Origin of the sequence: Anaerobacillus alkaliphilus (genome assembly GCF_004116265.1) — a bacterium.
Classification (GTDB): Bacteria; Bacillota; Bacilli; order Bacillales; family Anaerobacillaceae; genus Anaerobacillus; species Anaerobacillus alkaliphilus.
This window is the reverse complement of sequence record NZ_QOUX01000042.1, coordinates 216,193-240,635: the sequence shown is the minus strand read 5'-3', so window position 1 is coordinate 240,635 and position 24,443 is coordinate 216,193. Positions and strand designations below refer to the sequence as shown.

General features: G+C 36.1%; 27 protein-coding genes and 1 riboswitch. Of the genes, 12 read left to right on the top strand and 15 right to left on the bottom strand.

What is annotated here, in order from left to right; translation table 11 throughout:
- Positions 1-125: 125 nt before the first annotated feature.
- Complete coding sequence (locus tag DS745_RS14065) at positions 126-1,412, bottom strand: homocysteine synthase (RefSeq protein ID WP_129078863.1); 1,287 nt, start codon at positions 1,410-1,412, stop codon at positions 126-128.
- 81 nt (positions 1,413-1,493) lie between these two features.
- Positions 1,494-1,599, bottom strand: a riboswitch (SAM riboswitch).
- 81 nt (positions 1,600-1,680) lie between these two features.
- Positions 1,681-2,289 (bottom strand): helix-hairpin-helix domain-containing protein, encoded by a 609-nt coding sequence (locus tag DS745_RS14060; RefSeq protein WP_161568270.1) that lies wholly within the window; start codon positions 2,287-2,289, stop codon positions 1,681-1,683.
- A gap of 43 nt (positions 2,290-2,332) precedes the next feature.
- Between DS745_RS14060 and DS745_RS14055 the strand changes: the two genes are divergently transcribed.
- The gene (locus tag DS745_RS14055) at positions 2,333-2,587 is read left to right on the top strand and encodes a DUF2533 family protein (protein ID WP_129078861.1); all 255 of its coding nucleotides are present in this window, start codon (positions 2,333-2,335) and stop codon (positions 2,585-2,587) included.
- A gap of 114 nt (positions 2,588-2,701) precedes the next feature.
- Positions 2,702-3,520: a late competence protein ComER gene (comER, locus tag DS745_RS14050; RefSeq protein ID WP_129078860.1), complete on the top strand. Its 819-nt coding sequence runs from the start codon at positions 2,702-2,704 to the stop codon at positions 3,518-3,520.
- Between the two features lie 66 nt (positions 3,521-3,586).
- On the opposite strand, the gene DS745_RS14045 is transcribed toward comER, so the two are convergent.
- The 8 genes from DS745_RS14045 to yqeH form a co-directional block, all read right to left on the bottom strand.
- Positions 3,587-4,330: a class I SAM-dependent DNA methyltransferase gene (locus DS745_RS14045; RefSeq protein ID WP_129078859.1), complete on the bottom strand. Its 744-nt coding sequence runs from the start codon at positions 4,328-4,330 to the stop codon at positions 3,587-3,589.
- Positions 4,331-4,336: 6 nt separating this feature from the next.
- Positions 4,337-5,200: a CvfB family protein gene (locus DS745_RS14040; RefSeq protein WP_129078858.1), complete on the bottom strand. Its 864-nt coding sequence runs from the start codon at positions 5,198-5,200 to the stop codon at positions 4,337-4,339.
- Positions 5,200-5,553, bottom strand: a complete 354-nt coding sequence (gene rsfS / locus DS745_RS14035) for a ribosome silencing factor (RefSeq protein ID WP_129078857.1) — start codon at positions 5,551-5,553, stop codon at positions 5,200-5,202. The genes DS745_RS14040 and rsfS overlap by 1 nt, the downstream gene beginning before the upstream one ends.
- Positions 5,554-5,556: 3 nt before the next feature.
- Entirely contained in the window at positions 5,557-6,123 is a 567-nt protein-coding gene (gene yqeK / locus DS745_RS14030; RefSeq protein ID WP_129078856.1) for a bis(5'-nucleosyl)-tetraphosphatase (symmetrical) YqeK, read from the bottom strand.
- Positions 6,116-6,688 carry a nicotinate-nucleotide adenylyltransferase gene (locus DS745_RS14025; protein ID WP_129078855.1) on the bottom strand — a complete coding sequence of 191 codons (573 nt, stop codon included), beginning with the start codon at positions 6,686-6,688 and terminating at the stop codon, positions 6,116-6,118. Before DS745_RS14025 ends, yqeK begins: the two co-directional genes overlap by 8 nt.
- Positions 6,689-6,710: 22 nt before the next feature.
- Positions 6,711-7,001 (bottom strand): ribosome assembly RNA-binding protein YhbY, encoded by a 291-nt coding sequence (yhbY, locus tag DS745_RS14020; RefSeq protein ID WP_129078854.1) that lies wholly within the window; start codon positions 6,999-7,001, stop codon positions 6,711-6,713.
- On the bottom strand, positions 6,995-7,843 hold the full coding sequence (aroE, locus tag DS745_RS14015; protein ID WP_129078853.1) for a shikimate dehydrogenase: 849 nt from the start codon (positions 7,841-7,843) through the stop codon (positions 6,995-6,997). Before aroE ends, yhbY begins: the two co-directional genes overlap by 7 nt.
- A gap of 113 nt (positions 7,844-7,956) precedes the next feature.
- A complete protein-coding gene (gene yqeH, locus DS745_RS14010; RefSeq protein ID WP_129078852.1) occupies positions 7,957-9,063 on the bottom strand; it encodes a ribosome biogenesis GTPase YqeH in 1,107 nt (368 codons plus the stop codon).
- Between the two features lie 533 nt (positions 9,064-9,596).
- On the opposite strand from yqeH, the gene DS745_RS14005 reads away from it, so the two are divergent.
- The gene (locus DS745_RS14005; protein WP_129078851.1) at positions 9,597-9,737 is read left to right on the top strand and encodes a sporulation histidine kinase inhibitor Sda; all 141 of its coding nucleotides are present in this window, start codon (positions 9,597-9,599) and stop codon (positions 9,735-9,737) included.
- A gap of 26 nt (positions 9,738-9,763) precedes the next feature.
- Here the strand turns inward: DS745_RS14005 and DS745_RS14000 are convergent, their stop codons facing one another.
- Positions 9,764-9,958 carry a hypothetical protein gene (locus DS745_RS14000; RefSeq protein WP_129078850.1) on the bottom strand — a complete coding sequence of 65 codons (195 nt, stop codon included), beginning with the start codon at positions 9,956-9,958 and terminating at the stop codon, positions 9,764-9,766.
- A gap of 296 nt (positions 9,959-10,254) precedes the next feature.
- Between DS745_RS14000 and DS745_RS13995 the strand changes: the two genes are divergently transcribed.
- The 7 genes from DS745_RS13995 to mnhG are packed head-to-tail and all read left to right on the top strand — an operon-like array spanning position 10,255 to position 16,022.
- Positions 10,255-12,675 (top strand): Na+/H+ antiporter subunit A, encoded by a 2,421-nt coding sequence (locus DS745_RS13995; RefSeq protein WP_129078849.1) that lies wholly within the window; start codon positions 10,255-10,257, stop codon positions 12,673-12,675.
- The gene (locus tag DS745_RS13990; RefSeq protein ID WP_241657823.1) at positions 12,672-13,097 is read left to right on the top strand and encodes a Na(+)/H(+) antiporter subunit B; all 426 of its coding nucleotides are present in this window, start codon (positions 12,672-12,674) and stop codon (positions 13,095-13,097) included. The genes DS745_RS13995 and DS745_RS13990 overlap by 4 nt, the downstream gene beginning before the upstream one ends.
- Positions 13,098-13,436: a Na(+)/H(+) antiporter subunit C gene (locus DS745_RS13985; protein WP_129078848.1), complete on the top strand. Its 339-nt coding sequence runs from the start codon at positions 13,098-13,100 to the stop codon at positions 13,434-13,436.
- A complete protein-coding gene (locus tag DS745_RS13980) occupies positions 13,429-14,916 on the top strand; it encodes a Na+/H+ antiporter subunit D (protein ID WP_129078847.1) in 1,488 nt (495 codons plus the stop codon). Before DS745_RS13985 ends, DS745_RS13980 begins: the two co-directional genes overlap by 8 nt.
- A gap of 5 nt (positions 14,917-14,921) precedes the next feature.
- On the top strand, positions 14,922-15,398 hold the full coding sequence (locus DS745_RS13975; RefSeq protein WP_129078846.1) for a Na+/H+ antiporter subunit E: 477 nt from the start codon (positions 14,922-14,924) through the stop codon (positions 15,396-15,398).
- Entirely contained in the window at positions 15,398-15,679 is a 282-nt protein-coding gene (locus tag DS745_RS13970; RefSeq protein ID WP_129078845.1) for a Na(+)/H(+) antiporter subunit F1, read from the top strand. Before DS745_RS13975 ends, DS745_RS13970 begins: the two co-directional genes overlap by 1 nt.
- Positions 15,660-16,022, top strand: a complete 363-nt coding sequence (gene mnhG, locus DS745_RS13965; RefSeq protein ID WP_129078844.1) for a monovalent cation/H(+) antiporter subunit G — start codon at positions 15,660-15,662, stop codon at positions 16,020-16,022. The genes DS745_RS13970 and mnhG overlap by 20 nt, the downstream gene beginning before the upstream one ends.
- 53 nt (positions 16,023-16,075) lie before the next feature.
- On the opposite strand, the gene DS745_RS13960 is transcribed toward mnhG, so the two are convergent.
- The 4 genes from DS745_RS13960 to DS745_RS13945 form a co-directional block, all read right to left on the bottom strand.
- Positions 16,076-17,401, bottom strand: coding sequence for a (Fe-S)-binding protein (locus DS745_RS13960; RefSeq protein WP_129078843.1), 1,326 nt, complete (start codon positions 17,399-17,401; stop codon positions 16,076-16,078).
- Entirely contained in the window at positions 17,398-18,810 is a 1,413-nt protein-coding gene (gene glcD / locus DS745_RS13955) for a glycolate oxidase subunit GlcD (RefSeq protein WP_129078842.1), read from the bottom strand. The genes DS745_RS13960 and glcD overlap by 4 nt, the downstream gene beginning before the upstream one ends.
- Before the next feature lie 129 nt (positions 18,811-18,939).
- Positions 18,940-20,061: a CdaR family transcriptional regulator gene (locus DS745_RS13950; protein WP_129078841.1), complete on the bottom strand. Its 1,122-nt coding sequence runs from the start codon at positions 20,059-20,061 to the stop codon at positions 18,940-18,942.
- 82 nt (positions 20,062-20,143) lie between these two features.
- Entirely contained in the window at positions 20,144-20,923 is a 780-nt protein-coding gene (locus tag DS745_RS13945) for a phosphatidylserine decarboxylase (protein WP_129078840.1), read from the bottom strand.
- A 233-nt stretch (positions 20,924-21,156) separates the two neighbouring features.
- Between DS745_RS13945 and pssA the strand changes: the two genes are divergently transcribed.
- Together pssA and DS745_RS13935 are read left to right on the top strand one after the other, a co-directional pair.
- Positions 21,157-21,696 (top strand): CDP-diacylglycerol--serine O-phosphatidyltransferase, encoded by a 540-nt coding sequence (gene pssA, locus DS745_RS13940; protein ID WP_129078839.1) that lies wholly within the window; start codon positions 21,157-21,159, stop codon positions 21,694-21,696.
- Between the two features lie 114 nt (positions 21,697-21,810).
- Positions 21,811-24,405 (top strand): CBS domain-containing protein, encoded by a 2,595-nt coding sequence (locus tag DS745_RS13935; RefSeq protein WP_129078838.1) that lies wholly within the window; start codon positions 21,811-21,813, stop codon positions 24,403-24,405.
- Positions 24,406-24,443 lie beyond the last annotated feature (38 nt).

Sequence of the window (24,443 nt, the reverse complement as noted above, 5' to 3'; positions counted from 1 at the left end):
TCATAATTCATAATTCATAATTCATAATTCATAATTCATAATTCATAATTCATAATTCATAATTCATAATTCATAATTCATAATTCATAATTCATAATTCATAATTCATAATTCATAATTCATAATTATCTCTGACTTAATTCTAGTGCCTGTTGTAAATCTGCTAAAATATCATTAATATTTTCAATTCCAATTGAAAGACGAATTAATTCCGGTGTTACTCCAGCAGAAAGCTGCTCTTCTGGAGTTAACTGTTGATGAGTTGTGCTTGCTGGATGAATAACAAGCGATTTTGCGTCACCTACATTTGCTACATGTGAAAATAGTTTTAATGCATTGATGAATTTCTTTCCTTCTTCTATACCACCTTTAATTCCAAACGTCAGGATTGCTCCTTTACCTTTTGGTAAATACTTTTGAGCTAATTGGTAACTTTGGTGACTCTCTAACCCAGGATAGCTTACCCAATCTACTAATGAATTTTCTTGTAGGTTTTGAGCTACTTTTAAAGCATTCTCACAATGACGTTCTAAACGTAAATGGAGGGTCTCTAGACCTTGTAGAAGTAAAAATGAGTTAAATGGTGCAATTGCAGGTCCAAGATCTCGTAATAATTGTACACGTGCTTTAATAATATAGGCTAAGTTTCCTACTGCCTCTGTATAAACAATCCCATGATAACTTGGGTCTGGCTGAGACAATCCTGGGAACTTACCATTTCCCCAATCGAAATTTCCACCATCAACTATAATTCCGCCAATCGATGTACCGTGTCCTCCGATAAATTTTGTCGCAGAATGGACAACAATATCCGCACCATGTTCAATTGGTCTACATAAAGCCGGGGTTGAGAATGTTGCATCAATTACTAACGGTATTCCATTTTCATGTGCAATGTTTGAAACTGCCTCGATATCAAGGACATCTCCCTTAGGATTTCCGATAATTTCCCCATAAAGAAGCTTTGTCTTATCATTGATGGCTGCACGATAGTTTTCAGGATTTGTTCCATCAACAAAATGAACCTTAATCCCTAACTTTCTTAGCGTGTGTGCAAAAAGATTATATGTACCGCCATATAATGAGCTCGATGCAACTACTTCATCACCACTCTCACAAATATTTAAAACCGCAAGTGTGATTGCTGACTGCCCACTAGCTGTGGCTAAAGCAGCAATTCCACCTTCTAATTCAGCTACCCTTTTTTCAAAAACGTCTTGAGTTGGGTTCATAATTCGTGTATAAATATTGCCTGCCTCAGCTAACGCAAATAAATTCGCTGCATGATCGGTATCTTTGAAAACATAAGAAGTTGTTTGATAGATCGGTACTGCCCTCGATAAAGTATTGTTATCCGCTTCTTGACCACCGTGTACAGCGATTGTTTCTAAACTCCAATTTCTTTCAGTCATTTTCATTTCCTCCTCTAAACTCTTTAAACAACAAAAAACTCTTCTCATATTTATGAGAGAAGAGTTCGTATCTGCTTCTTTCTCTCATTTTTCAGAACAATTCTGTTCTGTTGGATTTAGCACCTTGTGTTTACACACTGGTTGCCGGGTTTCATAGGGCCAATCCCTCCACCTCTCTCAATAAGAGTTCTTCAATTATTTTATTTCAATAGGGTGATTATACAGTTTGCCAATAAGAATTGTCAATAATTTCAGAAAAAATATTTTATCACTTTACTACAATAAATTCCGCTATTTTTTCAAGTGTTTTTGCACCAATACCCGGTACATTCACCACATCCTCGATACTCTTAAACTTCCCTGCTTCCTCGCGATACGTTACTATTGCAGAAGCCTTTGCTGGCCCAATCCCAGGAATTTTTTGTAACTCTTCGCTAGTAGCATTATTAATATTAATTTTGTTCGTATCCTTCTTGGTGACATGTTCTGATGTTATCTGCGGTTGTTCTTCTTCACCTTTCCATGGTACATAAATGACCATTTCATCCTCAAGTATTAAAGCTAAATTAACCATATCTGGGTTAGCTTCAGATAAAAAACCACTGGCTTTTTCAATTGCATGGATAACACGGTCTCCTAGGTGCATTTCATACACTCCAGGATCAACTATAGCACCTTTAATATCTACGAGTATTCTTGTACTAGGATTGTGTGTTTCTTTTTCCGTTTCAACTAAAGCAGTAGTCGTTACTGACGCCTGAAAATAATCTTCCGTCACTCTACTGTTGTCAAAACTTCTAAATAGGCTTACACTAAAAACCAAAGCAATTGTACATACTGCAAGTAAGAATAAGCTATTCCGTTTTAATTTCAACATAAGTAATACCCCCAAAAGAATTGTATAGAAGGAGAAATTTTTCATGAGTGTACATTTACAAATTAAAGAACAAATGACCAGATTTATTGAAGGAGAGAAAGAATATAGAAAGCTTGATGCGAAGCGTGAAGAAGCCATTGAAGCAATTTTACAAGCGGCAAAAGAGCAACAAGACTTTTCCTTAACTGAGGTTAATGCAATCACTGAAAAAATGAATAATCTAAGTAAATCTTTCCGTTTTCCAATTAGAAAAACAGTTACGAAAGAAATGGTCTTGGAACATATTAAGCCCTCCTAGTCCTATAAAGCTCTGCATTTTATTATGCTGAGCTTTTAATTTTCTGTGTCATATTCCCAAATTCAGCCTCATACACTTAAGGGTAAGAAGTTCGAGAAGGAGGGGGTTGAACACATGAGAATTGGTATTATTGGCACAGGTAGTATGGGGAGCATCTTAATTGAATCGTTCATCGAATCAACTGCAGTAACCCCATCTCAACTTATCATCACCAATCGAACAATAGAAAAAGCTCAGGCTTTCCAAGAGAGATACCCTGCCATACATGTAGCTGAGTCCAGTAAAGATGTAGCACGTGAGGCTGATATATTGTTTATCTGTGTAAAGCCGTTACAATTTCATCCTTTACTAAAAGAGTTAAATACCGTTTTGACCAAAGAAAAACTTTTGATTTCAATTACCAGTCCTATCTCTATTGAGCAATTGGAATCGGTAGTTGATTGTAAAACCGCTCGAATTATACCTAGCATTACAAACAGAGCTTTCGCTGGTACATCTCTAGTAACTTTAGGGTCGACATGTACATCCGATGATTTAGAAACTTTACAAAGTTTGTTTAGACATATTTCTACGCCGGTACAAATCGAAGAAAATATCACTAGGGTTGCATCTGATATTGCAAGCTGTGGTCCTGCATTCTTTAGCTTTTTAGTTCAAGCTTTTGTAGATGCAGCTGTTAGGCAAACAGAAATTAGTAAAGAAGAAGCAACACAATTAGCAAGTGAGATGTTTGTCGGATTTGGAAAATTACTTGAAAAAGAAATTTTTACATTACCGACCTTACAAGAGAGAGTTTCTGTACCTGGTGGTGTCACAGGTGAAGGATTGAAAGTATTGCGTGAGGAGATTGGAGATATGTTCGATCACTTATTCCAGCAAACCCATGCGAAATACAGGGAAGATCTCGAGAAAGTAAACGATCAATTTCAATAATAGTATAATGAATATTTCGTTAGGTGAAAAGAGGGATTCTCAAAAAAATGAGATTCCCTCTTTTATCTACCCTTTTTTGGCAACGAAAAACCAGCGCTCCGCATCATCTGCAAGCTCGTCTAATGAAAAGTCTCCTGTAATTGATACGATATGAAACCCTAAGTCAGATAGGCCTTTTTCGTAAACACTTATCGGGTATGTTCGTTGCTTATGCAACTCATCATATCGCTCATATAACCCTTGTTCATTTTGAACAAAAAAAGATAAATCATGTTCAACACTAAACGGCTCATCTCCGGAAAAACATTCCCAAATATAGGAGATATCTTCACCATTATGAGCAAACGTATTACCGGCCAATACGTTATCAACCTTATGGACCGAGTGAACATCAAAGATAAACAAGCCATTATCATTTAGGTGATTGTAGACTTTCTGGAAGGTCTGGCAAATATCAGTTTCATCATGAAGGTAATTAATGGAATCACATAAGCACAATACTACATCAAATTTACCTAAACCATCTAACTCCTTCATATCCTGTTGAAAAAATTGAATGGCTACTCCAGCATTTTCACTTTTTTCTCTCGCCACATAGAGCATTTCCTCAGATAAATCAACGGCAGTTACATTTATACCCTGCTTACTTAGTGGGATAGCAACATTTCCCGTTCCACAGCCTAAATCTAATACTCGATTTTTACTTGAACCTATACGTTCAGTTATCTCTAAAACGAAAGACACCCACTGATTATAAGGGGCGTCAATCATTAATTCATCATACAAGTAGGCAAATTTATTGTAATTCATTGAGGGTTACTCCTTTTTATACGTCCAGCCATCTTTTTGGTAAATCTTACCTTCCTTCAACAACTTACCAATGGCTCGTTTAAAGGCGCCTTTACTCATATCAAATTTTTGTTTAATGATTATTGGATCTGAATTATCCGTGTAAGGCATACCACCGTCACGTTTAAGTAAAAACTCGTATATTTTATCCGCGTCATCATGTCTTCTTTCATGGGCCTTCGGTTGAAGGGAAATATTGATTTTCCCGTCATCACGAACGAACGTCACTCTACCTGTAATAACTTTTCCTAGGTGCAACTCCTCATTTGCTTCATTGAAATGAAGAAAAGCAATATACCCTTCTTCTGTCATTACAAACACACCTTTTTCCGCAAAGGAGTAAATGGATCCCGTCACATTTTCGTTCAAGATTGTTTTTGGAGCTTTTTCTGCTGTTTCTTCTATCGGCGTACCACGAAGAAGTCGTCCCATTAGTCGACCTTTTTTATCGTAAATTAATGATACAGGCACCTTATCTCCTACTTTAGGCCACAACGAGCGATCTGGACCTAGGTCATCCATCGACAAGAACAAATCACGGGCAATACCATTATAAAGGAATACGCCATCTCTCTCATTTATTGATACTACTTCTAACCAATCGAATTTCCCTAAAGATACAATTGGTTTTTCCATTGTTGCTGCAAGACGCTCCTGATGATCGTGAAATAAAAACACTTCTACCGTGTCCCCTATTTCAATAGGGGATGTAACTTGTCGCTTATGGAGTAGCACATCTTCACTGTTTTCCTTTTCAGTTGTTAAAAAATAGCCAAAATCAGCTTTTCGAGCGACCTTCAAACTTACAATCATTCCAGGCTTCCATTCCATTACCCAAGAACCCCTTCAACATCCAGTGTCGGTGCATCTCCCCATAGTTTTTCTAAGTTGTAATAAAGACGCTCATCTTTATGGAATACATGAACAACAACATCGTCAAGATCGATGAGAACCCAACGAGCTTGGTCAAAGCCTTCCAATCTTTTTAATTCAATTTCATTTTCTTGCGCTGTTTTTTTAATTTCAGTAGCTATTGCTTGTACCTGCTTTTCAGAGTTACCGTGACAAATTAAGAAGTAATCTGAAATAAGTGAAATCCCCTTCATATCTAAAACAACAATGTTATCGGCTCTTTTGTCATCAGCTGCTTTTACAGCTATTTCTAATATTTTATTTTCATGCATGTACTAAAACTCCTCCTTTAAAATTAAATGATTATAAGTAGCTAACGTATCTGGAAAAACTGGTTGCTGTTTTTTCAGTAAGAAATGAACAGTATTGGCAATCGAAGTAACCAAAGCAAGATCCAAATCTTCCTCAGCTAACACTCGCACTTCTTCAACTCCCTTAAACGTACGATTAGGCTCAATATAATCTGCGATATAAATGATTTTTTCTAATAAGCTCATATAGGGTCTGCCCGTTGTATGGTAGCGGATGCCATTTAAGGTTTCTTCATCTTCAATTCCAACTTCTTTTTTAACTAAAAACGCACCGACTGGGGCATGTAATAGCTCCCGACCATATTTCAATATATTCGGATCCATTTTATGTTCAATAACAATTGATCGCATCTCAGAAACAGGACGATACTTTGCATAATCGTGAAAAATAGCTGCTAACTCCGCCTTCTTTGGATTAGCTCCATATTTGTTAGCTAGTTTAACTGCAGTTTCGACAACCCCAAGTGTATGAATGTAACGTTTTTCAGGTAACTGACTTTTTATTATTTCTAATGCTTTTTCTTTATCCATATATATTCCTCTCCTTTATATAATCATGCACTGTTTCAGGGAGAAGATAACGTACGGATTTTCTATGTTGCAAACGTTCCCTAATTTCACTTGAAGATATTTCTAGTTGAGGAACTTCAATCATAACTACTTTCTCACTATAACTAGAGGAAATCGGATGACCAGGACGCTGAATACCTACAAATGTAACAAGAGTAAGTAATTTATCTATATCCTTCCAGTGAGGAAGGTAATTTATCATATCTCCACCTATAATAAAAAAGAAGCTTGTATCCTCATTACACTTCTTAAGCTCAATCATCGTATCAACTGTATAAGAAGGTCCAACCCGTTCGAATTCAATCAAACATAGCTTAAAATACGAATTACCAGTAATTGCTTGTTTAACCATCTCGATACGATCAGCATCCGAACAAAGGTTGCTCCCAACCTTATGAGGAGGTATTCTTGTTGGCATAAACCATACTTCATCTAAAGAACAAGCGATTCTTGCTTCTTCAGCTATTAGAAGATGGCCATAATGAGGCGGATCAAACGTACCACCTAATATCCCAATTTTTTTCATTTTCCTCCTCCTATTAATCGAATTACGGTAACTGAAGTGTCTTATTTTCTCTTGACTCTTTATATAGAACAATCGTACTTCCTATTACTTGAACCAATTCAGATCTCGTTCCTTTTGACAGTGTTCCTGCCACTTCATCTTTATCCATTTCGCAATTTTGTAAAACACTTATCTTAATTAGCTCTCGTGCCTCTAGCGCTTCTGATATTTGTTTAATCATATTTTCATTTACACAACCTTTTCCAACTTGGAAAATTGGATTAAGATGGTGAGCTTGTGATCGTAAATAGCGTTTTTGTTTTCCTGTTAACATGTAAATCCTCCTAGTTGTTTCCTTACTAATTCTGTCATTCTCTCTGTATCTGGATACTTACCTGTCCATAGTTGAAAAGCTAATGCACCTTGTTCAACAAACATCCCAACTCCATTATGAGTCTTTAATCCTTTTGCTTCCCCTTGTATAAGCCACTTAGTTAAAATTGGATTATAAATCAGGTCACTTAAAACAACTGATGGTTTAGCATGTTGAATAGAAATTGGGACATCATTAACGTTAGGACTCATCCCTATAGAAGTAGTATTAATCACAATGTCGTATAACCCTAAGTTATCCTCTGCCTCACTCATTGAGACAACTGTAATATTTGCATGCCTATAGCTTTGATAATTATCTTTAATTTCAATCGCTTTTGTTATTGTACGATTAGCGATTGTTAAAAGCGCTACGCCTTCATTTGCAAGTACCGTTGCCACTCCACGAGCGGCCCCACCTGCACCAATTACTAAGACATTGCATTCATGCAAGGGCCTATCAATCGTTTTTAGCAATGAGGTTAAATAACCCCTTCCATCAGTATTATATCCAATGTAACGCCCATCCATATTAACTACTGTATTAACCGCTCCAATCATCACGGCTTCTTCATCAATTTCATCTAAAAGGTTCATAATCGCAACCTTATGAGGAATTGTGACATTGAAACCTGAAATGTTTAGTAACCTGAAGGCATCAACCGCTTCTTTTAATTCCACTTCAGGTACGTCAAAGGCGTGATAATAACCTTTCATGCCAAGATGTGTAAAAGCATCATTATGCATGAGAGGCGACATCGAATGCCCTACAGGATGCCCTAGTAAACCATACAGTTTATTCACAAGCACAATCCCCCCTTTTATAACGCCCTAAAAATATTTTTCATTTTCGAGCTTTCTTTTCAATTCATAATTCATAATTCATAATTCATAATTCATAATTCATAATTCATAATTTATATTAGGGCTTTTCTTATTGAAACGCCAACGCCTTTTGGGACGTAAGCCGCAACTCGTGCACTTTCTTCAATTGTTACCCACCCTAGTCCTGAGAATACGATATCACTTTTTTCTTCTCCCACTGTAAACTCATGTTTGACTAATGGAGGAAATTGCTCAACATCTTCATGTCCAGGAGGTTGTAATAAATCACCAAGGTGATTTTTGTATAGCTCATCGGCCTTCTCTAATTTTGTGCGATGAATATTAATCTCATTTGATACATAACAAATAAACGAATTTCTACCACCTGATACATAATCCAACCTAGCTAGACCACCAAAGAAAAGCGTTTGTTCTTCATTCAATTGAAATACTTTAGGCTTAAGTTCCTTTTTAGGAGTAATTGTCTTTAATTCATTTTTCGTTACAAAATGTGCCATTTGATGATGGTTAATAATTCCTGGTGTATCATATAATGAACTTCCATCATCTAATGGAATATCAATCATATCTAATGTAGTTCCTGGAAAATGAGATGTAGTTATAAACTGCTCTTCATCGCCACCAAACTCTTTGATCAATCTATTGATAAAGGTTGATTTCCCCACGTTTGTACTTCCTACAACAAAAACGTCCTTTTTGTTACGGTAATGCTCTATTGCATCAGCAAGCTCTAGAATTCCTAAACCTTTATCTGCACTTATTAAAAACACATCTTCTGGTTTCAAACCTAATTCTTTTGAAGACTGTTTCATCCAGTTAATTAGTTTATTATGATTTAGGACTTTAGGGAGTAAGTCAACCTTGTTTCCCACTAATAAAACTTTGTTCTTACCTACGAAACGATGTAACCCAGGTAACCAGCTACCATTAAAGTCAAAGATATCAACAATTTTTACAATTAGAGCATCACGGTTCCCTAATCCATTTAGAATTTTCAAGAAATCATCATCTGTTAGGGAGACATCCTGCACTTCGTTATAGTGCTTTAAGCGAAAGCATCTTTGACAAATTAATATATTACGTTCTAGAGCTGACTTTGGAACAAAACCAAGTCCATCCTTGTTTTCTGTTTGTACTTTTACACCACAACCAGAACATATTAATTCACGTTCATTCAAATGTATTTCCTCCTATTTTTCTACATTATTTTTGCTATTTATAGTATTCTCTGTTGTTGTATTCAATATAAACAACTTCCTATGGACTACCAAAAATTTCAGTTATCCCTACGATTCACCGATTTTGGAAAATAACTACTACAAATTATATATTATAATCCATTACTGAGTATGGTTTCAATCTATTTACCAAAAACTTTTAGACATGCCCTGATTCCCTCAGAAAAGCCTTGTTTTATTTCGAGAAAAATATAGATTTTCATAATTATACCAAAAATTTTTCGACAAAATTTATCACAAACCTACACATGTGGATAAGCTTATACACAAATCCACACTGATTTTGCTAGTATTTACCAAGTTTATAAACAAGATACTAACAGGTTATTAACAAGGATTTGTGGATAAATCGAACGGTTGTTCCATGTCTTAGGACATGTTAGAATTCAATTAAGCAAAACCTACTACTATATGAAACAGCGCCTATATAAATAACTAGAAAATTTGGAGGTGAACTGCGTAAGCAGGCTAATATGAAAAGTTTATCTGATGATCTACTAGTAGAAACGTATTATAAGGCTATCGAATTACAGTTAAGTACGGATTTTATTATGCTAATTAAAGAAGAAATCGAAAAAAGATCTTTATTAGACAAAATTAAAAAAACTTCATAGTAACATACAAAAGGTGAGCGTTTCGCTCACCTTTTTATTTTTATATATTCTCTTGGCCGGAAAATCCTTTCATTTCTAGCTTCTTCATCAATCATTAACAACTGAACCTGATCATTGTCTTCATCTATATAATATCTTCTTTCGTTCATTTCATTTGCCCACCAAGCAGTTACGAAGAGAATGGAAAATATCCCTATAGCAATAATTGCTTTTTTTATCATATCTCGTCACCCTTTTAATACATTTGTTATTAATAAGGATGATATTTCTAGTGAAAATATATACACTCCATTTTAGATTTTATTAATTTCTATTTATTCAAAATAATAAGTCTTTTAAGTGAAATGAAAATTATTTTTATAGTTTTTACCTTAGTTTCTTCTTATTTAATAATTTTTGATAAACGTGATAGGCTAAATGTATGATGGATGCATGACTCTTGAATTTAGTATATAATTTATTGGTCTAGGGGCGGAGTTTGTATAGTCTACATTATTATGAATAGGGGGTATATCATTTGTCGGTGTTACATCTTGTTGTTTTAGCACCATTTATCTTAGCTGTACTTGTTCCATTTTTGTATAAGTATATTCGTCAAGTACATACTGGTTGGTTTGTTATGATCCTACCATTAGCTTTGTTCATTTATTTAATTCAATTTTTACCTAATATCTCTAAAGGAGAAACATTCTTTTATCATCAACCATGGGTACCGTCATTGGGAATTAACTTTGATGTTTACCTAGACGGCCTAAGTCTTCTATTTGCTCTTCTAATTACAGGGATAGGAACCTTGGTTGTCTTGTATTCAATCTATTATCTATACAACAAACAAAAAGAGGCGTTAAACAATTTTTACGTCTACTTGTTAATGTTTATGGGGGCAATGTTAGGAGTTGTTCTTTCAGATAATTTAATGACTATCTATGTTTTCTGGGAACTAACTAGTTTAGCATCTTCACTCCTTATTGCATACTGGTTTCATAAAGAACGTTCTAGATATGGCGCTCAAAAATCAATGTTAATTACTGTATCAGGCGGATTTGCAATGCTTGCTGGTTTTTCACTCCTTTATGTGATGACTAACACATTTAGTATCCGTGAAATTATTGCTCAAGCAGACGTTATTATTACAAACCCTCTCTTTATCCCTGCTATGCTTTGTGTGTTAGCTGGAGCGTTTACCAAATCAGCTCAATTCCCATTTCATATTTGGTTACCAGATGCAATGGAAGCACCTACACCTGTAAGTGCATATTTACACTCTGCAACAATGGTTAAAGCAGGTATCTATTTAGTTGCAAGAATGACTCCTGTGTTTGGTGCAACGCCTCAATGGTTTTGGATCGTTTCAGGGTTTGGGATATTCACACTATTATGGGGATCTGTATCTGCCATTAGACAAAAAGATTTAAAAGCTATTTTAGCTTTTTCAACAATCAGTCAACTTGGTTTGATTATGGCTTTACTAGGATTAGGGTCAGCCGCATTTCATTATGATGTCGCAGTGGTAGGAACTCTTTATTACACTGCTACGTTAGCCGCCGTTTTTCATCTTATTAATCACGCAACCTTTAAAGGTAGTTTGTTCATGATTGTAGGTATCGTCGATCACGAGACAGGTACGAGGGACATTCGTAAGCTCGGTGGTTTAATGAGTATCATGCCAATCACTTTTACAGTTGCGTTAATCGGAACTCTATCAATGGCTGGTGTACCACCATTTAATGGCTTCTTAAGTAAAGAGATGTTCTTTACAGCTGCCGTAAATGCAACAACACTTGATATCTTTAACATGCAAACACTAGGGCTTATCTTCCCGATTGTTGCTTGGATTGCAAGTATTTTTACATTCGCATATTGTATGCTGATGTTTGTTCGTACCTTCTTAGGAAACTTCAAACCGGAAAAACTTCAAAAAGAAGTACACGAAGCACCAATAGGATTATTAATTCCTCCTATTATTCTTGCTTCTCTAGTTGTTATTTTTGGGTTCTTTCCAAACTTACTCGCATACAGCATTATTGAGCCAACAATGCACTCAATTCTGCCAAATGTACTAGCTGATGGTGAGCGTTTCTATGTCAATATCTATCATTGGCATGGATTTAACATTGAATTATTCATGACAATTGGTGTCGTTATCTTTGGAGCTCTTATTTTCTTAAATTTAAAGAAGTGGGCAGAAACAGCATTCTTCTTAAAAGAAAGAGATCCGTTAAATTATGTTTATGATAATTCACTAGTTTGGCTTGTATCTGGATCATTAAAAGTAACAAACATGCAGATGACAGGGTTATTGAGAGATTACTTTGTTTTCATGACTGTTTTCATGGTCGGACTAATGGGATATACATTGGTTAAGTTTGATGCATTTGCGATCGACTTATTAAACGTAGCAGAAATACCACCATATATTTTCATCATCATCTTTGTGTTACTTGGTTCAGTTGTTGTCTTACCGTTTATCTCACATCGAGTAACAGCAATTGCTGCAACTGGTGTGATTGGGTTCTTAGTAGCCTTACTATTTGTTGTATTCCGTGCACCTGATCTAGCCTTAACACAATTGTTAGTTGAAACAGTGATGGTTGTTCTTTTCCTATTGGCATTCTACCATTTGCCAGAACTACGAAAAGAAAAATTTACACCTCGATTTAAGTTAACGAACTTACTGGTTTCCATTGGAGTAGGGGTTGTTATTACATTAACAGCACTAAGTGCTCATGCGATGAGCTATGCGAATCCAATTGAGGGGATTTCACAATTTTTTATTGACAATGCTTATGAACTAGCTGCAGGTAAAAATATTGTTAACGTAATCCTTGTTGACTTCAGGGGTCTTGATACCTTCTTGGAAATTTTAGTATTGGCAATTGCCGCATTAGGTATTGTCGTGTTAACGAAATTACGCTTTACGGGAGGGGAAGACGTGTGAGAAAAAATCTTTTAATGCTTAAAACCACCACAACGATTGTCGCTTTCATTATTCTTGCCTTCTCTGTATTTTTGTTCTTTGCTGGACACAACAACCCAGGTGGAGGGTTTATTGGTGGGTTAATGACCGCAGCGGCGTTATTACTGTTGTATGTTGCTTTTGATGTAAAAACAATTAAGCGCGTCCTACCATTTAATTATACGACAATGATTGCTGTCGGAATGTTAATTGCTGCGGGTACCGGAATTGCTTCTATGCTTGGAGGCTTTCCGTTTCTAACACAGTTTGATAAGTATGTTACGTTTCCGATTTTAGGAAAAGTTCATCTAACAACTGCCCTACCGTTTGATTTAGGGGTTTATCTAGTTGTTGTCGGGGTTGCATTGCTCTCTATCTTAACGATTGCGGAGGATGATGCATAAATGGAGATATTAATGATTTTAACGATCGGTGTGATCTTTACAGTAAGTACGTATATGATTTTGACGAAAAGTTTGTTACGAGTAGTTATTGGAGTAGTGCTTCTTGGGCACGGTGCCCATCTTCTCCTGTTAACTTTAGCTGGATTAAATAAAGGGGCTCCTCCATTACTTGGACAGGAAGCAGCAGCATATGCTGACCCACTTCCTCAGGCATTAATCTTAACAGCAATCGTAATTAGCTTTGGTGTGACGGCATTTTTACTTGTAATAGCCTATCGCACATACAAAGTACACAAAACAGACGATTTAGATCAATTAAGGGGAAATGCTGATGAATAACATAGTCATTCTACCGATACTTTTACCGTTAATTGTAGGCGTAGTCTTATTATTGTTCGCTAAAAATTTAAAGGTACAACGTGTAATCAGTGGAGTAACTGCGTTTGCCCTACTCGGGTTATCGTTGTATATTGCGCATATTGTTTATTACGATGGTATACACACGCTAGCATTAGGAAATTGGCAGGCTCCATTCGGGATTGTCTTAGTAGCCGATTTACTTGCGGCCTTGATGGTCATTCTTACTAGCATTGTTGGGCTAGCTTGTCTATTCTTTGCGTTTCAAACACTTAGTGAGGAACGTCAAAAAGGATACTTCTACCCATTCTACTTCTTCTTATTGACAGGAGTTAATGGTGCGTTTCTAACTGGGGACCTGTTTAACCTGTTCGTTTTCTTTGAAGTTATGCTGATCTCCTCTTACATTCTTATCGTTCACGGAGGTACCAAATACCAGCTTCGTGAGTCATTAAAGTATGTATTAATTAACATCTTTGCTTCTGGTTTGTTTATTGTGGGTGTTGCCTATATTTACGGTGTCACTGGAACCTTAAATATGGCAGATCTCTCAGTAAAAGTAGCAGAACTTGAGCAACAAGGGATTTTAAATGTCATTGCGATACTATTCTTAATCGTATTCGGAATGAAAGGTGCTTTATTTCCACTATACTTTTGGTTACCAAAGTCATATTATGGACCACCTGCAGCCATTGCAGCCTTATTCGGTGGCTTATTAACAAAGGTGGGTATATACGCTATTTTCCGAACATTTACGTTAATTTTCTATCACGATCCAGGTTTTACTCATAATATCATTCTGTTCTTAGCTGGAGCTACTATGTTCTTTGGAGTTTTAGGAGCAGTTTCACAATTTGACTTTAAACGGATTTTATCATTCCATATTATCAGTCAGGTTGGATACATGGTAATGGGATTAGGTATTTTCACACCACTTGCGATAGCTGGTGCAATCTACTATATTGCCCATCATATCATTGTAAAAGCTGCCTTGTTCTTATTTGCAGGAGCAACCCAAAAAGTGACTGGAACTACTGACTTAAAGAAAATGGGTGGATTGTTGAAAACTCATCCATATCTAGGTTGGCTATTCTTTATTGCAGCTATCTCGTTAGCTGGTATACCACCGCTCAGTGGATTTTTCAGTAAGTTTGCGCTTCTTTTAGCAGGTATTCAAGAGGGCCGATATTTTATTGTTGTTGTTGCCTTAGTTGTTGGGCTATTAACACTGTTCTCTATGATGAAGATCTTTATTTACGCATTTTGGGGTGAACAGAAACTTACAGATGAAGAAGCAAAAAAACGTCCAGTTGGAAAACTATTGTTGCCTATCGCACCGTTAGTACTTTTATCAATCGCTTTAGGATTAGCTGCTGAACCAATTTTTCAGTTTTCATTAGTCGTAGCTGAACAAATTCTCGATCCATCAATCTATATCAATTCTGTACTAAATAAGGAGTAGTTGCCATGGCATTTCAAATCTTATTAAACATTGGTTTAGCGATTATTTGGATGCTCCTCCGAAACGAATTCTCTCCTGTTGAGTTTTTCATCGGTTATATAGTCGGGATAGCACTCCTATTTGTCTTACGACGGTTTTTAACATTTGATTTTTACTTCCGTCGCGTAATCGCGATTGTCAAACTTATTGTGTTATTTATCAAAGAGCTAATTTTAGCTAATATTGATGTTATTAAAATTGTTTTAAGTCCAAAGCTTGATATTCAACCAGGAATTATTGCTGTTCCTACCAAGCTTAAAACAGATTGGGAAGTTACGTTACTTTCTAGTTTAATATCGTTAACACCAGGTACATTAACAATGTATTTCTCTGAGGATGGTCGCACGATTTACATTCATTCAATTCATGTACCTGACAAAGAAGCAATGATTAAACAAATTCATAATACGTTCGAAAAAGCGATCATGGAGGTGACTCAATAATGCTTACTTTATCTCTTAACATCTCGCTCATTATTATGTCACTATCCATTCTAGTATGCTTTATTCGTGTCGTAAAAGGGCCTACGATGTCTGATCGAGTGGTTGCCTTGGACACTATTGGAATTACATTAATCGGAGTCATTGGTATTGTCATGATCATTCAAAATACGTTAGCATATGCTGAAGTCATTCTAGTCATTGCAATTCTTGCATTTATTGGAACGATCGCATTAGCTAAGTTCATTGAGGGAGGTGTGATCTTTGATCGAGATCATAATTAGCCTTCTTGTCCTTCTAGGTGGCTTCCTAAGCCTTTTAGGTGCCATTGGTATTGTAAGGTTCCCCGATGTTTATGGGCGCCTTCACGCGGCTACAAAAAGTGCTACACTAGGTGTTATTAGTACCATGCTTGCCGTTTATGTTCACTTTCACTTTGTTGAAGGGTTATTTAGTGGAAAGGTATTATTAACAATACTATTCGTATTCTTAACAGCACCTGTGGCAGGTTTTATGATCGCTCGCTCTGCTTATAACGTAGGCGTTGAGCTATGGGATCAAAGTACTCAAGACGACTTAAAAAAGGCATTTGAAAAGAAAGCAAAAGCAAAAAAAGCTAGATCATAATAATGATCTAGCTTTTTTCTTACATAGAAAGGCATGTGCTTGTCTTATGCTTGTCATTCACCTTTTTTTACAGCCTCTGCTAATAAATCAACGATATGGACAGCTCTAACATCTTTTTGTAACCCGGCACGTTCAATTCCTAGCTTCATTTGTAACAGACACCCAGGGTTAGCTGTCACTAATGTTCTGGCCTTCGTTGCTTTTGCCTGCTCCATTTTCACATCGAGAATTTGCATGGACATTTCTTGCTCAATAATATTGTAAACCCCTGCAGAGCCACAACAACGATCAGCGTCCTTCATCTCCGTAAATGTTACACCTTCAATTTGTTGCAGAAGCCTTCTTGGAGCACTAAAAGTTCCCATAACATTTCGTAAATGACATGAATCTTGATAAGTGACAATCTGTTCATCAAGTACCATTTTAGGCATGCCAACTGCTAATAGTATTTCCGAAATATCTTTTACTCTAGCTGAAAATACTTTTGCCCTCTCCGCCCACTCTGGGTCATCTTTTAGAAGATGACCATACTCAACTAATAAAGCACCACAGCCTCCTGCATTTGATACAATGAAATCAGCTTTCACATTCTCAAATGCTAGGATATTTTCTTTGGCTAAGGCTTTTGCACCATCCTTTTCACCGCTATGGGCATGAAGTGCTCCACAGCAATTTTGCTTTTCGGGAATTACTATTTCACAATTGGATTTACTTAAGATAAATAATGTAGCATCGTTCGTATCCATAAACATTGTATCCATTAGACAGCCTGAGAAGAAGGCAACCTTCTGTTTCACTTTTCCTTCTGCCGCCACATGTGTTGGTCTATTTTTCAACTGGCTAGGTGAAGGCACTTGTGGTAACACTTTTTCCATAATCGATAAATTACCTGGAGCAATTTTTGTTAAGTGAGTTGCTTGAGCAATTTTTTGAATTCCTGTCTTTTGATAAAACCACAGTAAACTACTAACAGTTCTCATTCGATTTGGTTTTGGAAACAGTTGATTAAAAACAAGGCTACGAACCATCCTGACTGGAAGGCTATGCTTTTTCTTCTTTTGAATAATATCACGAGCTGCTTCTAATAAATGCCCGTATTTTACCCCTGATGGGCATGCGGGCTCACAAGCACGACAGCCTAAGCAAAGACTAAGTTGTTTCTCAAAATCTTCATCTGGTTCCATAATGCCGTCAACTACTGCTTTCATTAAAGCAATTCGTCCACGAGGAGAAGCAGCTTCATTTCCACCTGATTCCCTATATGTTGGACAAGATGGTAAACAAAATCCGCATCTCATACAGTTCATTAGCTCATCATAATCCATGCCTGCTTTCATATCGATGGCTAGTTCTTGCTGTCTCTCATTTGTTGTGCTCATCGACTAACCACCACCCGTTTACGTGTTTCTTTAGCAAACATTTTTCCAGGATTCATTATGTTATTTGGATCAAAAGCCATCTTTAATGTTTTCATAGCTTCCACGCCTTCCTCACCAAGCTTCCAAGCAAGGTAAGGTGATTTCATTACCCCAACACCATGTTCTCCTGTAATCGTTCCACCTAATTGAATTGCCTTTTCAAAGATTTCTTCAAAGGCTTTTTCGACACGGTGCATTTCCTCTTTATCACGTGCGTCTGTCATACATGTTGGATGAAGGTTTCCATCTCCTGCATGCCCAAACGTACAAATTTGTACATTGTTTCGTTTAGCAATAACTTCAATTTCACGAACCATTTCAGCAATTTTCGAACGAGGAACTGTTGCATCTTCTAGAATTGTCGTCGGCTTTAGTCTAGCTAAAGCTGAAAGGGCAGAACGTCTTGCAGTAGTTAAAGCTGTTCCTTCTTCATCTGTTTGGGCAATTTGTACAGATAATGCGTTTTCTTCTTGGCAAATTTCAGCCATTCTCTTTATATCTCTTTCGACTACCTCTAATGGACCATCTTGTTCAATCAGAAGTACTGCACCAACATCTGTAGGTAAACCTATTTTTGCAAAATCTTCAACTACACGAATCGTTGGTTGATCCAAAAACTCTAAAGTTGTCGGGATTATTTTATTGGCAATAATCTTTGAAACCGTACGTCCCGCAGCTTCAAGGCTGTCATATAGGGCTAGCATCGTCTTTTTCGTTTCTGGTTTTGGAATTAATTTAAATGTTGCTTCTGTTATAATACCTAATGTACCTTCCGAACCAACCATTAATCTAGTAAAATCATAACCTGCTACATCTTTTGCCAGTTTCCCACCAGTACGAATAATATTTCCGTTCGGTAATACAACTTCTAACGCTATGACGTAGTCGCGAGTAACACCATATTTCAAACCACGTAAGCCACCCGAACCTTCATTGATGTTACCTGCAATAGTAGATATCTTCATTGAACTTGGGTCTGGCGGATAAAAAAGCCCTTTTGCTTCTACAGCATTAATCATATCTAACGTTATGAGTCCAGGTTGAACTGTAACCGTTAAGTTTTCTTCATCAAGCTCTATAATTTCATTCATGAGTGTAAAAATCATGACAAGTCCACCTTCTAAAGGACATGTTCCAGCACAAAGATTTGTTGCATTTCCACGTGGTACAATTGGAATTTTATACTCATTACAAACTTTCACAATCTCGGAAACTTCTTTGGTATTTCTAGGTTTAATTACAGCATCTGGAAGTGCTTGATAGTTTGGTGTTGCATCATATGAATAAGCAACCAAACTTTGTTTTGAATCAAGGTAGTTAACTTCCCCTACGATAGCAGTGAATTTCTTTTTAGCATCTTGATGAATCATTTCCCCATCCCCCTATAACCGCTACAATTTACATAACAAATTTGTATCTTAATTATAGTAAATTAAAACGCTTACATCTATGTTCAGAAACACAAAGATACTTATGGAAGTCCATAAGTTTTTGTGTTTTTATCTAACTTCGTTCCAAAATGAGAGAGCAATGTAAAACATAACCAAGTTACGTGTCTCCTTTAAGGAATACCCTGTTAATTCACTAATCCTTTTTAAACGATAATGAAGGGTGTTTATATGAATATGAAGTTTTTTTGAAGTTTCTTTGATAGAAAGATCGCTTTCTAAATAAGCCTCTAATGTTTCTAATAACTCCTGCTCCCTGAGCAGGATCCCAAGCACTTTCTCTACTACCTCTTGTCTAGTTTCATCTGTTATTTCTGCTAGTGCTACATCCAATGTCAAATTGTCATAACAGACCAGTCCATCATTTTTTTTGGCTACTCTTAGTGCTTTCTTTGCATGATTGTACGATGTATGAAGTTGTGAAGAGTCAAAGACCTTCGTTCCGATGCCAATCGTTAGTGATATTCCATGATTTTCTTTTATATATCCTTGAATATATTTCAAGGATGTAATGACACTTTCTTCTACAAGAGTATTATGAACTGATTTAAGTAACACATATCTGCCACTCCCCCACTGAACTAAAATATCCTGATTTTCACCTGGATAAAACTCTCTCAGTACTTCTGTAGTTTCACGTTCAAGAAGAGAGTCCCCATTGAATTGGGTAATTTCAATCAAGGCACAACACCTGGGAATGTCCATGGATATCCCTAAAATTTCGCCTCTTTCTCGAAAGTCCTCATTCATCTGATGAAGATGAACCCATTCATAAACATACGTTTCTAACCCACGATGTTTTGACTCAATCTTTTCATGAAAATGAGCTTCTTGAATCAGGAGCTCAGTCATTCTTTGTATAATCTCACCAAAACGATTTACTTCACTAGGATCGCCAGTTATCCCTATAACACCAATAACTTTATGATGAAAAGTTATTGGTAAATTAATCCCAGCCTTTACACCTTTTAAGCGCAAAACATCTTCTTTGGTAATAACGATTTTTTCCTTTTTCTTAACAGAAATTTGAGCTCCCTCATGGAAGCTCCCAATCCGTGTTTGATCACTAGCAGCGATAATTATACCTGTATGGTCTACAACAATGACTTCTTCATCTAAAATCTCTGTCACTTCATTTACGATTTTTTGAGCTAAACCTGCTAGTAGTTTCACTTTCTGCTCACCTTTCTATCATCACTTGTGTACAAAAAAGGTTTGAAAATCACGATGATTTTCAAAACCCTTTCCTTGCTTATTAAAGAGATCCTATTTTCATCCCCACTAAAACGTCCATTGGTGCTTTGACAGAAGGATCAATTTGAAGAGTATCTTTTTCGAAAAGTAGAACTACTGTAGATCCAAAAGAAAAATAACCTAATTCTTCCCCTTTTTTCAAGCTATCACCTTTAAACGTCGGGTGTATACTATTAACATTAAGAGCTCCAACTTTAACAACAGAATAGTGTTTATCATTACTCAGTCTAACTTCGGTTATCAAACGATAATTTCTAGATAATGGTCGTTTTCCAAGTCTTAAGCCTAACTCATTTACAGGATAAGATTTATTGCCCATAGCCCACTTTCCAACTACAGTTCCAGAAAACGGTGTATGAATTCGATGATAATGGCTTGGACTTAAGTACAGAATGATATAAATACCTTCATTATATTTTTCAGCTCTTTTTTTATTTCCAAGCATTTCAACTAAGCTATAATCTTGGTCTTTAACATGAAAAGCACTGTTTTCATTAATTTTTCCAATATCCGCAAGAATACCATCAACCGGACTAACAATACTATTTGGGGTTTCGTCAATCGATCTTGCTCCTTCTTTTAAGTTACGGACAAATAATTCCTGTAGGCTCCCATATTGGTGCAAAGGTTTTTCCATTTCTGCTTCATTGATGTTGTATGTTTTAACAAAAGATTTATTTATATATTTGCTTACTTTTGATTTTGTAAAATTCTTTAAAAGGTAAGAATTAAAACGATTACCTGAAAGTTCGATTAAAGATTGGTAAATGGCTTTTTTCACTTTTTTTTCCTCCAAAAATTAAATAATAAATTTTCTTCACAAAGTTTCCTTACTTGGCTTTTATGTATTTTCACTCCACATAATTCCTTTTTTCAACAAAATGTCAAAAAAGTCTATCTAAAAATGCTAACACCCATTATAATAAATATGATACTATAAAAATTTAACGTTACATACATTTATTATATCCCTTTTATTTTACTATCCTTAGTTTATCACAAGGAGTGATGATTTTGTTTATACTTCAACATCTTGATCAAACAATTAAAAAAATGAGAACCCAAGCCGCTAACCTTTTAACTATTTTAAATTTAGGTTTAGGAGCTTTTGCAATTATATTCATTCTTCAAGGGCAATTATATACCAGCTTGTTATTCATATGTTTAGCTGCCGTATTCGACCGTTTTGACGGAATTGTAGCTAGAAGATTAAATATTACCTCAGAATTAGGAAAGCAACTGGACTCATTGTGTGACTTAATATCTTTTGGAGTTGCTCCAGCCTTACTCTTATACTCAGCTATTCTCTATGATTTTGGTACACCTGGTGCAATATTTACCATTATTTTCATTGCTTGTGGTGCTATCAGATTGGCAAGATTTAATGTATCTGAACACTATGGATATTTTGTTGGTTTACCAATTACTGCAGGCGGGTGTTTATTAACAATAAGCTTTTTGTTAGTAGAAGCAGTTCCTGGACCTTTATTTATGTGGATTACTCTCATTTTATCCTTACTAATGATTAGTACGTTTAAAGTAAAAAAAGTGTAAGAACTCTCAAATGAGAGTTCTTTTTTGTTGAAAAATAACCTAACTACCATTACATAACTCTATTTGTTAAAATTACCTTAGTAACTTTTAATTGGTAAAGATGGAGGTTTTCTTTTGCAAGTAATCTTATCACATATAAACTTAGACTTTGATGGATTTGCCTCGATGGTAGCTGCAAAAAAGCTATACCCTAAAGCCAAATTAGTTTTACCGACAAAACAAGGGAAATCGCTCGAACGTTTTTTAGCTTTATATCGGGATTCCTTTAGTCTGTATTACCCTAATCAAATAAATTGGGAGAATGTCACAGAAATCATTCTAGTCGATATCGCCTCTCTGCAAAGAATTGGAGAAGTAAGTTACCTAATTGATAAAGAGAAGGTTGAATTTATTGTCTATGATCATCATCAACCAAACGATATGAACGTGAAAGCAAAAACTGCAATGATAGAACTGGTAGGTGCAACAGTTACCTTATTAGTTGAGGAGATGAGATCCAAAGAAATAACAATCTCTTCTTTTGAGGCAACCATATATGCCCTAGGATTATATACAGACACTGGCGCATTTACCTATTTAAATACAACTCCAAGAGATCTTATAGCTGGGAGCTATCTTTTAGAATGTGGCGCAAATCTTGAAATCATCTCGAAATTTTCTGAAACTCCTTTACAAGATGAGGAACAGAAACTATTGCAAAGTTTACTTCTACACAGTGAAGAGCATTATTTTGACGGTGTTGATATCTTAGTTGCCTACCATCAGCAAAAAGACTATACAGGTGGCTTAGCTCTTCTTGCCAGAAAGGCATTAGAGATGACAGGAACTGATGCACTATTTTTTGTCGTCGAAATGGGTAAACGTACGTTTATCGTTGGACGTTCCACGTCAGAGCGGATAGATGTATTACCAATCATCAAGATGTTTTCTGGAGGAGGACATCAAAAAGCAGCTTCTGCCATGGTCAAAAATGGAAACTTTCAAGAAATATTAGCTATTGTAAGAGGTAGCATTAAAGAGGTGATAAAGCCATCACTGACGGCAAAAGACATCATGTCTAGTCCAGTAAAGGTCATTTCAACAATTACCTCTATAGAAGAAGCAGGAAAAATGATGCTTCGATACGGTCATACTGGATTTCCAGTCTTAGAAGATGGAAAACTTGTAGGTATTATCTCAAGACGAGATATAGATAAAGCGAAACATCATGGTCTTGGGCATGCACCAGTAAAAGGGTACATGAGTACAGACCCAACAACCATTCATTCTAGTATGTCACTAGAAGAAGTCCAAAATCTTATGATTGCTAAGAATGTCGGTAGACTACCTGTTTTAGAAAAAGATCAACTCATCGGCATTATTTCTAGAACCAATGTCATTGAAGCACTTCACGGTGAGAAAATTAAGTCAGGCCAAGTCATACAGCAATCTAGCCCGCTGGAACTTTCTTTAGCTCGTCGAATGGAAAAATTAATCCCTCACGATATTCTTCAGCTATTAAAAACGATCGGGGAACAAGCTGACAAATTAAACTATCGTGCTTTTATGATTGGAGGAGTCGTGCGTGATTTGGTGATTGGTCGTGAAAATGAAGATATCGATATCGTTGTGGAAGGTGATGGAATATCTTTTGCTAAGTTGTTAGCCGACTATTTTGGAGGTACTGTACGTATTCATGAAAAATTTGGGACCGCTACTTGGAAGCACCCTACTGGTATAAAAATTGACATTACATCTGCCCGTACAGAATATTATGACTATCCTGCTGCATTACCTAACGTTGAAATGTCTAGCTTGCGAGAAGACCTTTTCCGTCGCGACTTTACGATTAATGCTATGGCGCTACAAATTAATACCCGTGATTTTGGCAAGCTTATTGATTTCTTTCATGGGTATCAAGATATCAAACAGAAAAAGATTAGAATACTCTACAACCTTAGCTTTGTGGAAGATCCAACGAGAATTTTACGAGCCGTTCGTTTTGAGCAAAGATTTGGTTTTGAAATGGACAAACAAACACTTGAGTTAGCCCATATTTCTGTCGATAAGATTGCCTCAACCTCAAAGGCAAGGCTAGCTCACGAACTTAGTATCCTCTTAAGAGAAGATTATCCCGTAGAGTCTCTTAAACGCTTGTCTGAAATTGGTGTTTTACAATATCTAATTGGTTCTACTACTTGTTTTGGCGAAAATAAACTAAGATTGTTGGAAGACTATAAAAAGCTTTACGATGAAATAACACTAGCCCTTCCAAGACATAGAAACCGTGCTTGGATTTGTTATTTAATCATTTTACTTTCTGGACATGACAATAGACTTCAGTTACTTCGGGAATTTGCACTTGATAGCTCGGATTTGCATACGATTGATGAGGTTGCTTCTATACAATTATGTGATAATTCTCTTGCAAACGTTACAAAACTTGGTGAGCTACATTTGTTATTCAAGAAATATAGTTTTGAAGCAATTGTATGTTTTTCAATCTTACATCAATTACCTTCAGGAGAAAGACATATGATAAAACGATACCTAATTGAGAGAGTAGATATTCCAAATTTTATAAATGGTGAAGATTTAAAAACCTTAAACATTCCACCCAGCCCAATTTATACAACGATACTATTAGAATTAGAATGCTTGTATCTAAATCAGCAAGTTCTTTCAAAAGAAGATGCTTTAGCATTTGTGAAGAATAAATATTGCCTCTGATTACAGCAAAAAAGTTCTTGGATTTCCAAGAACTTTTT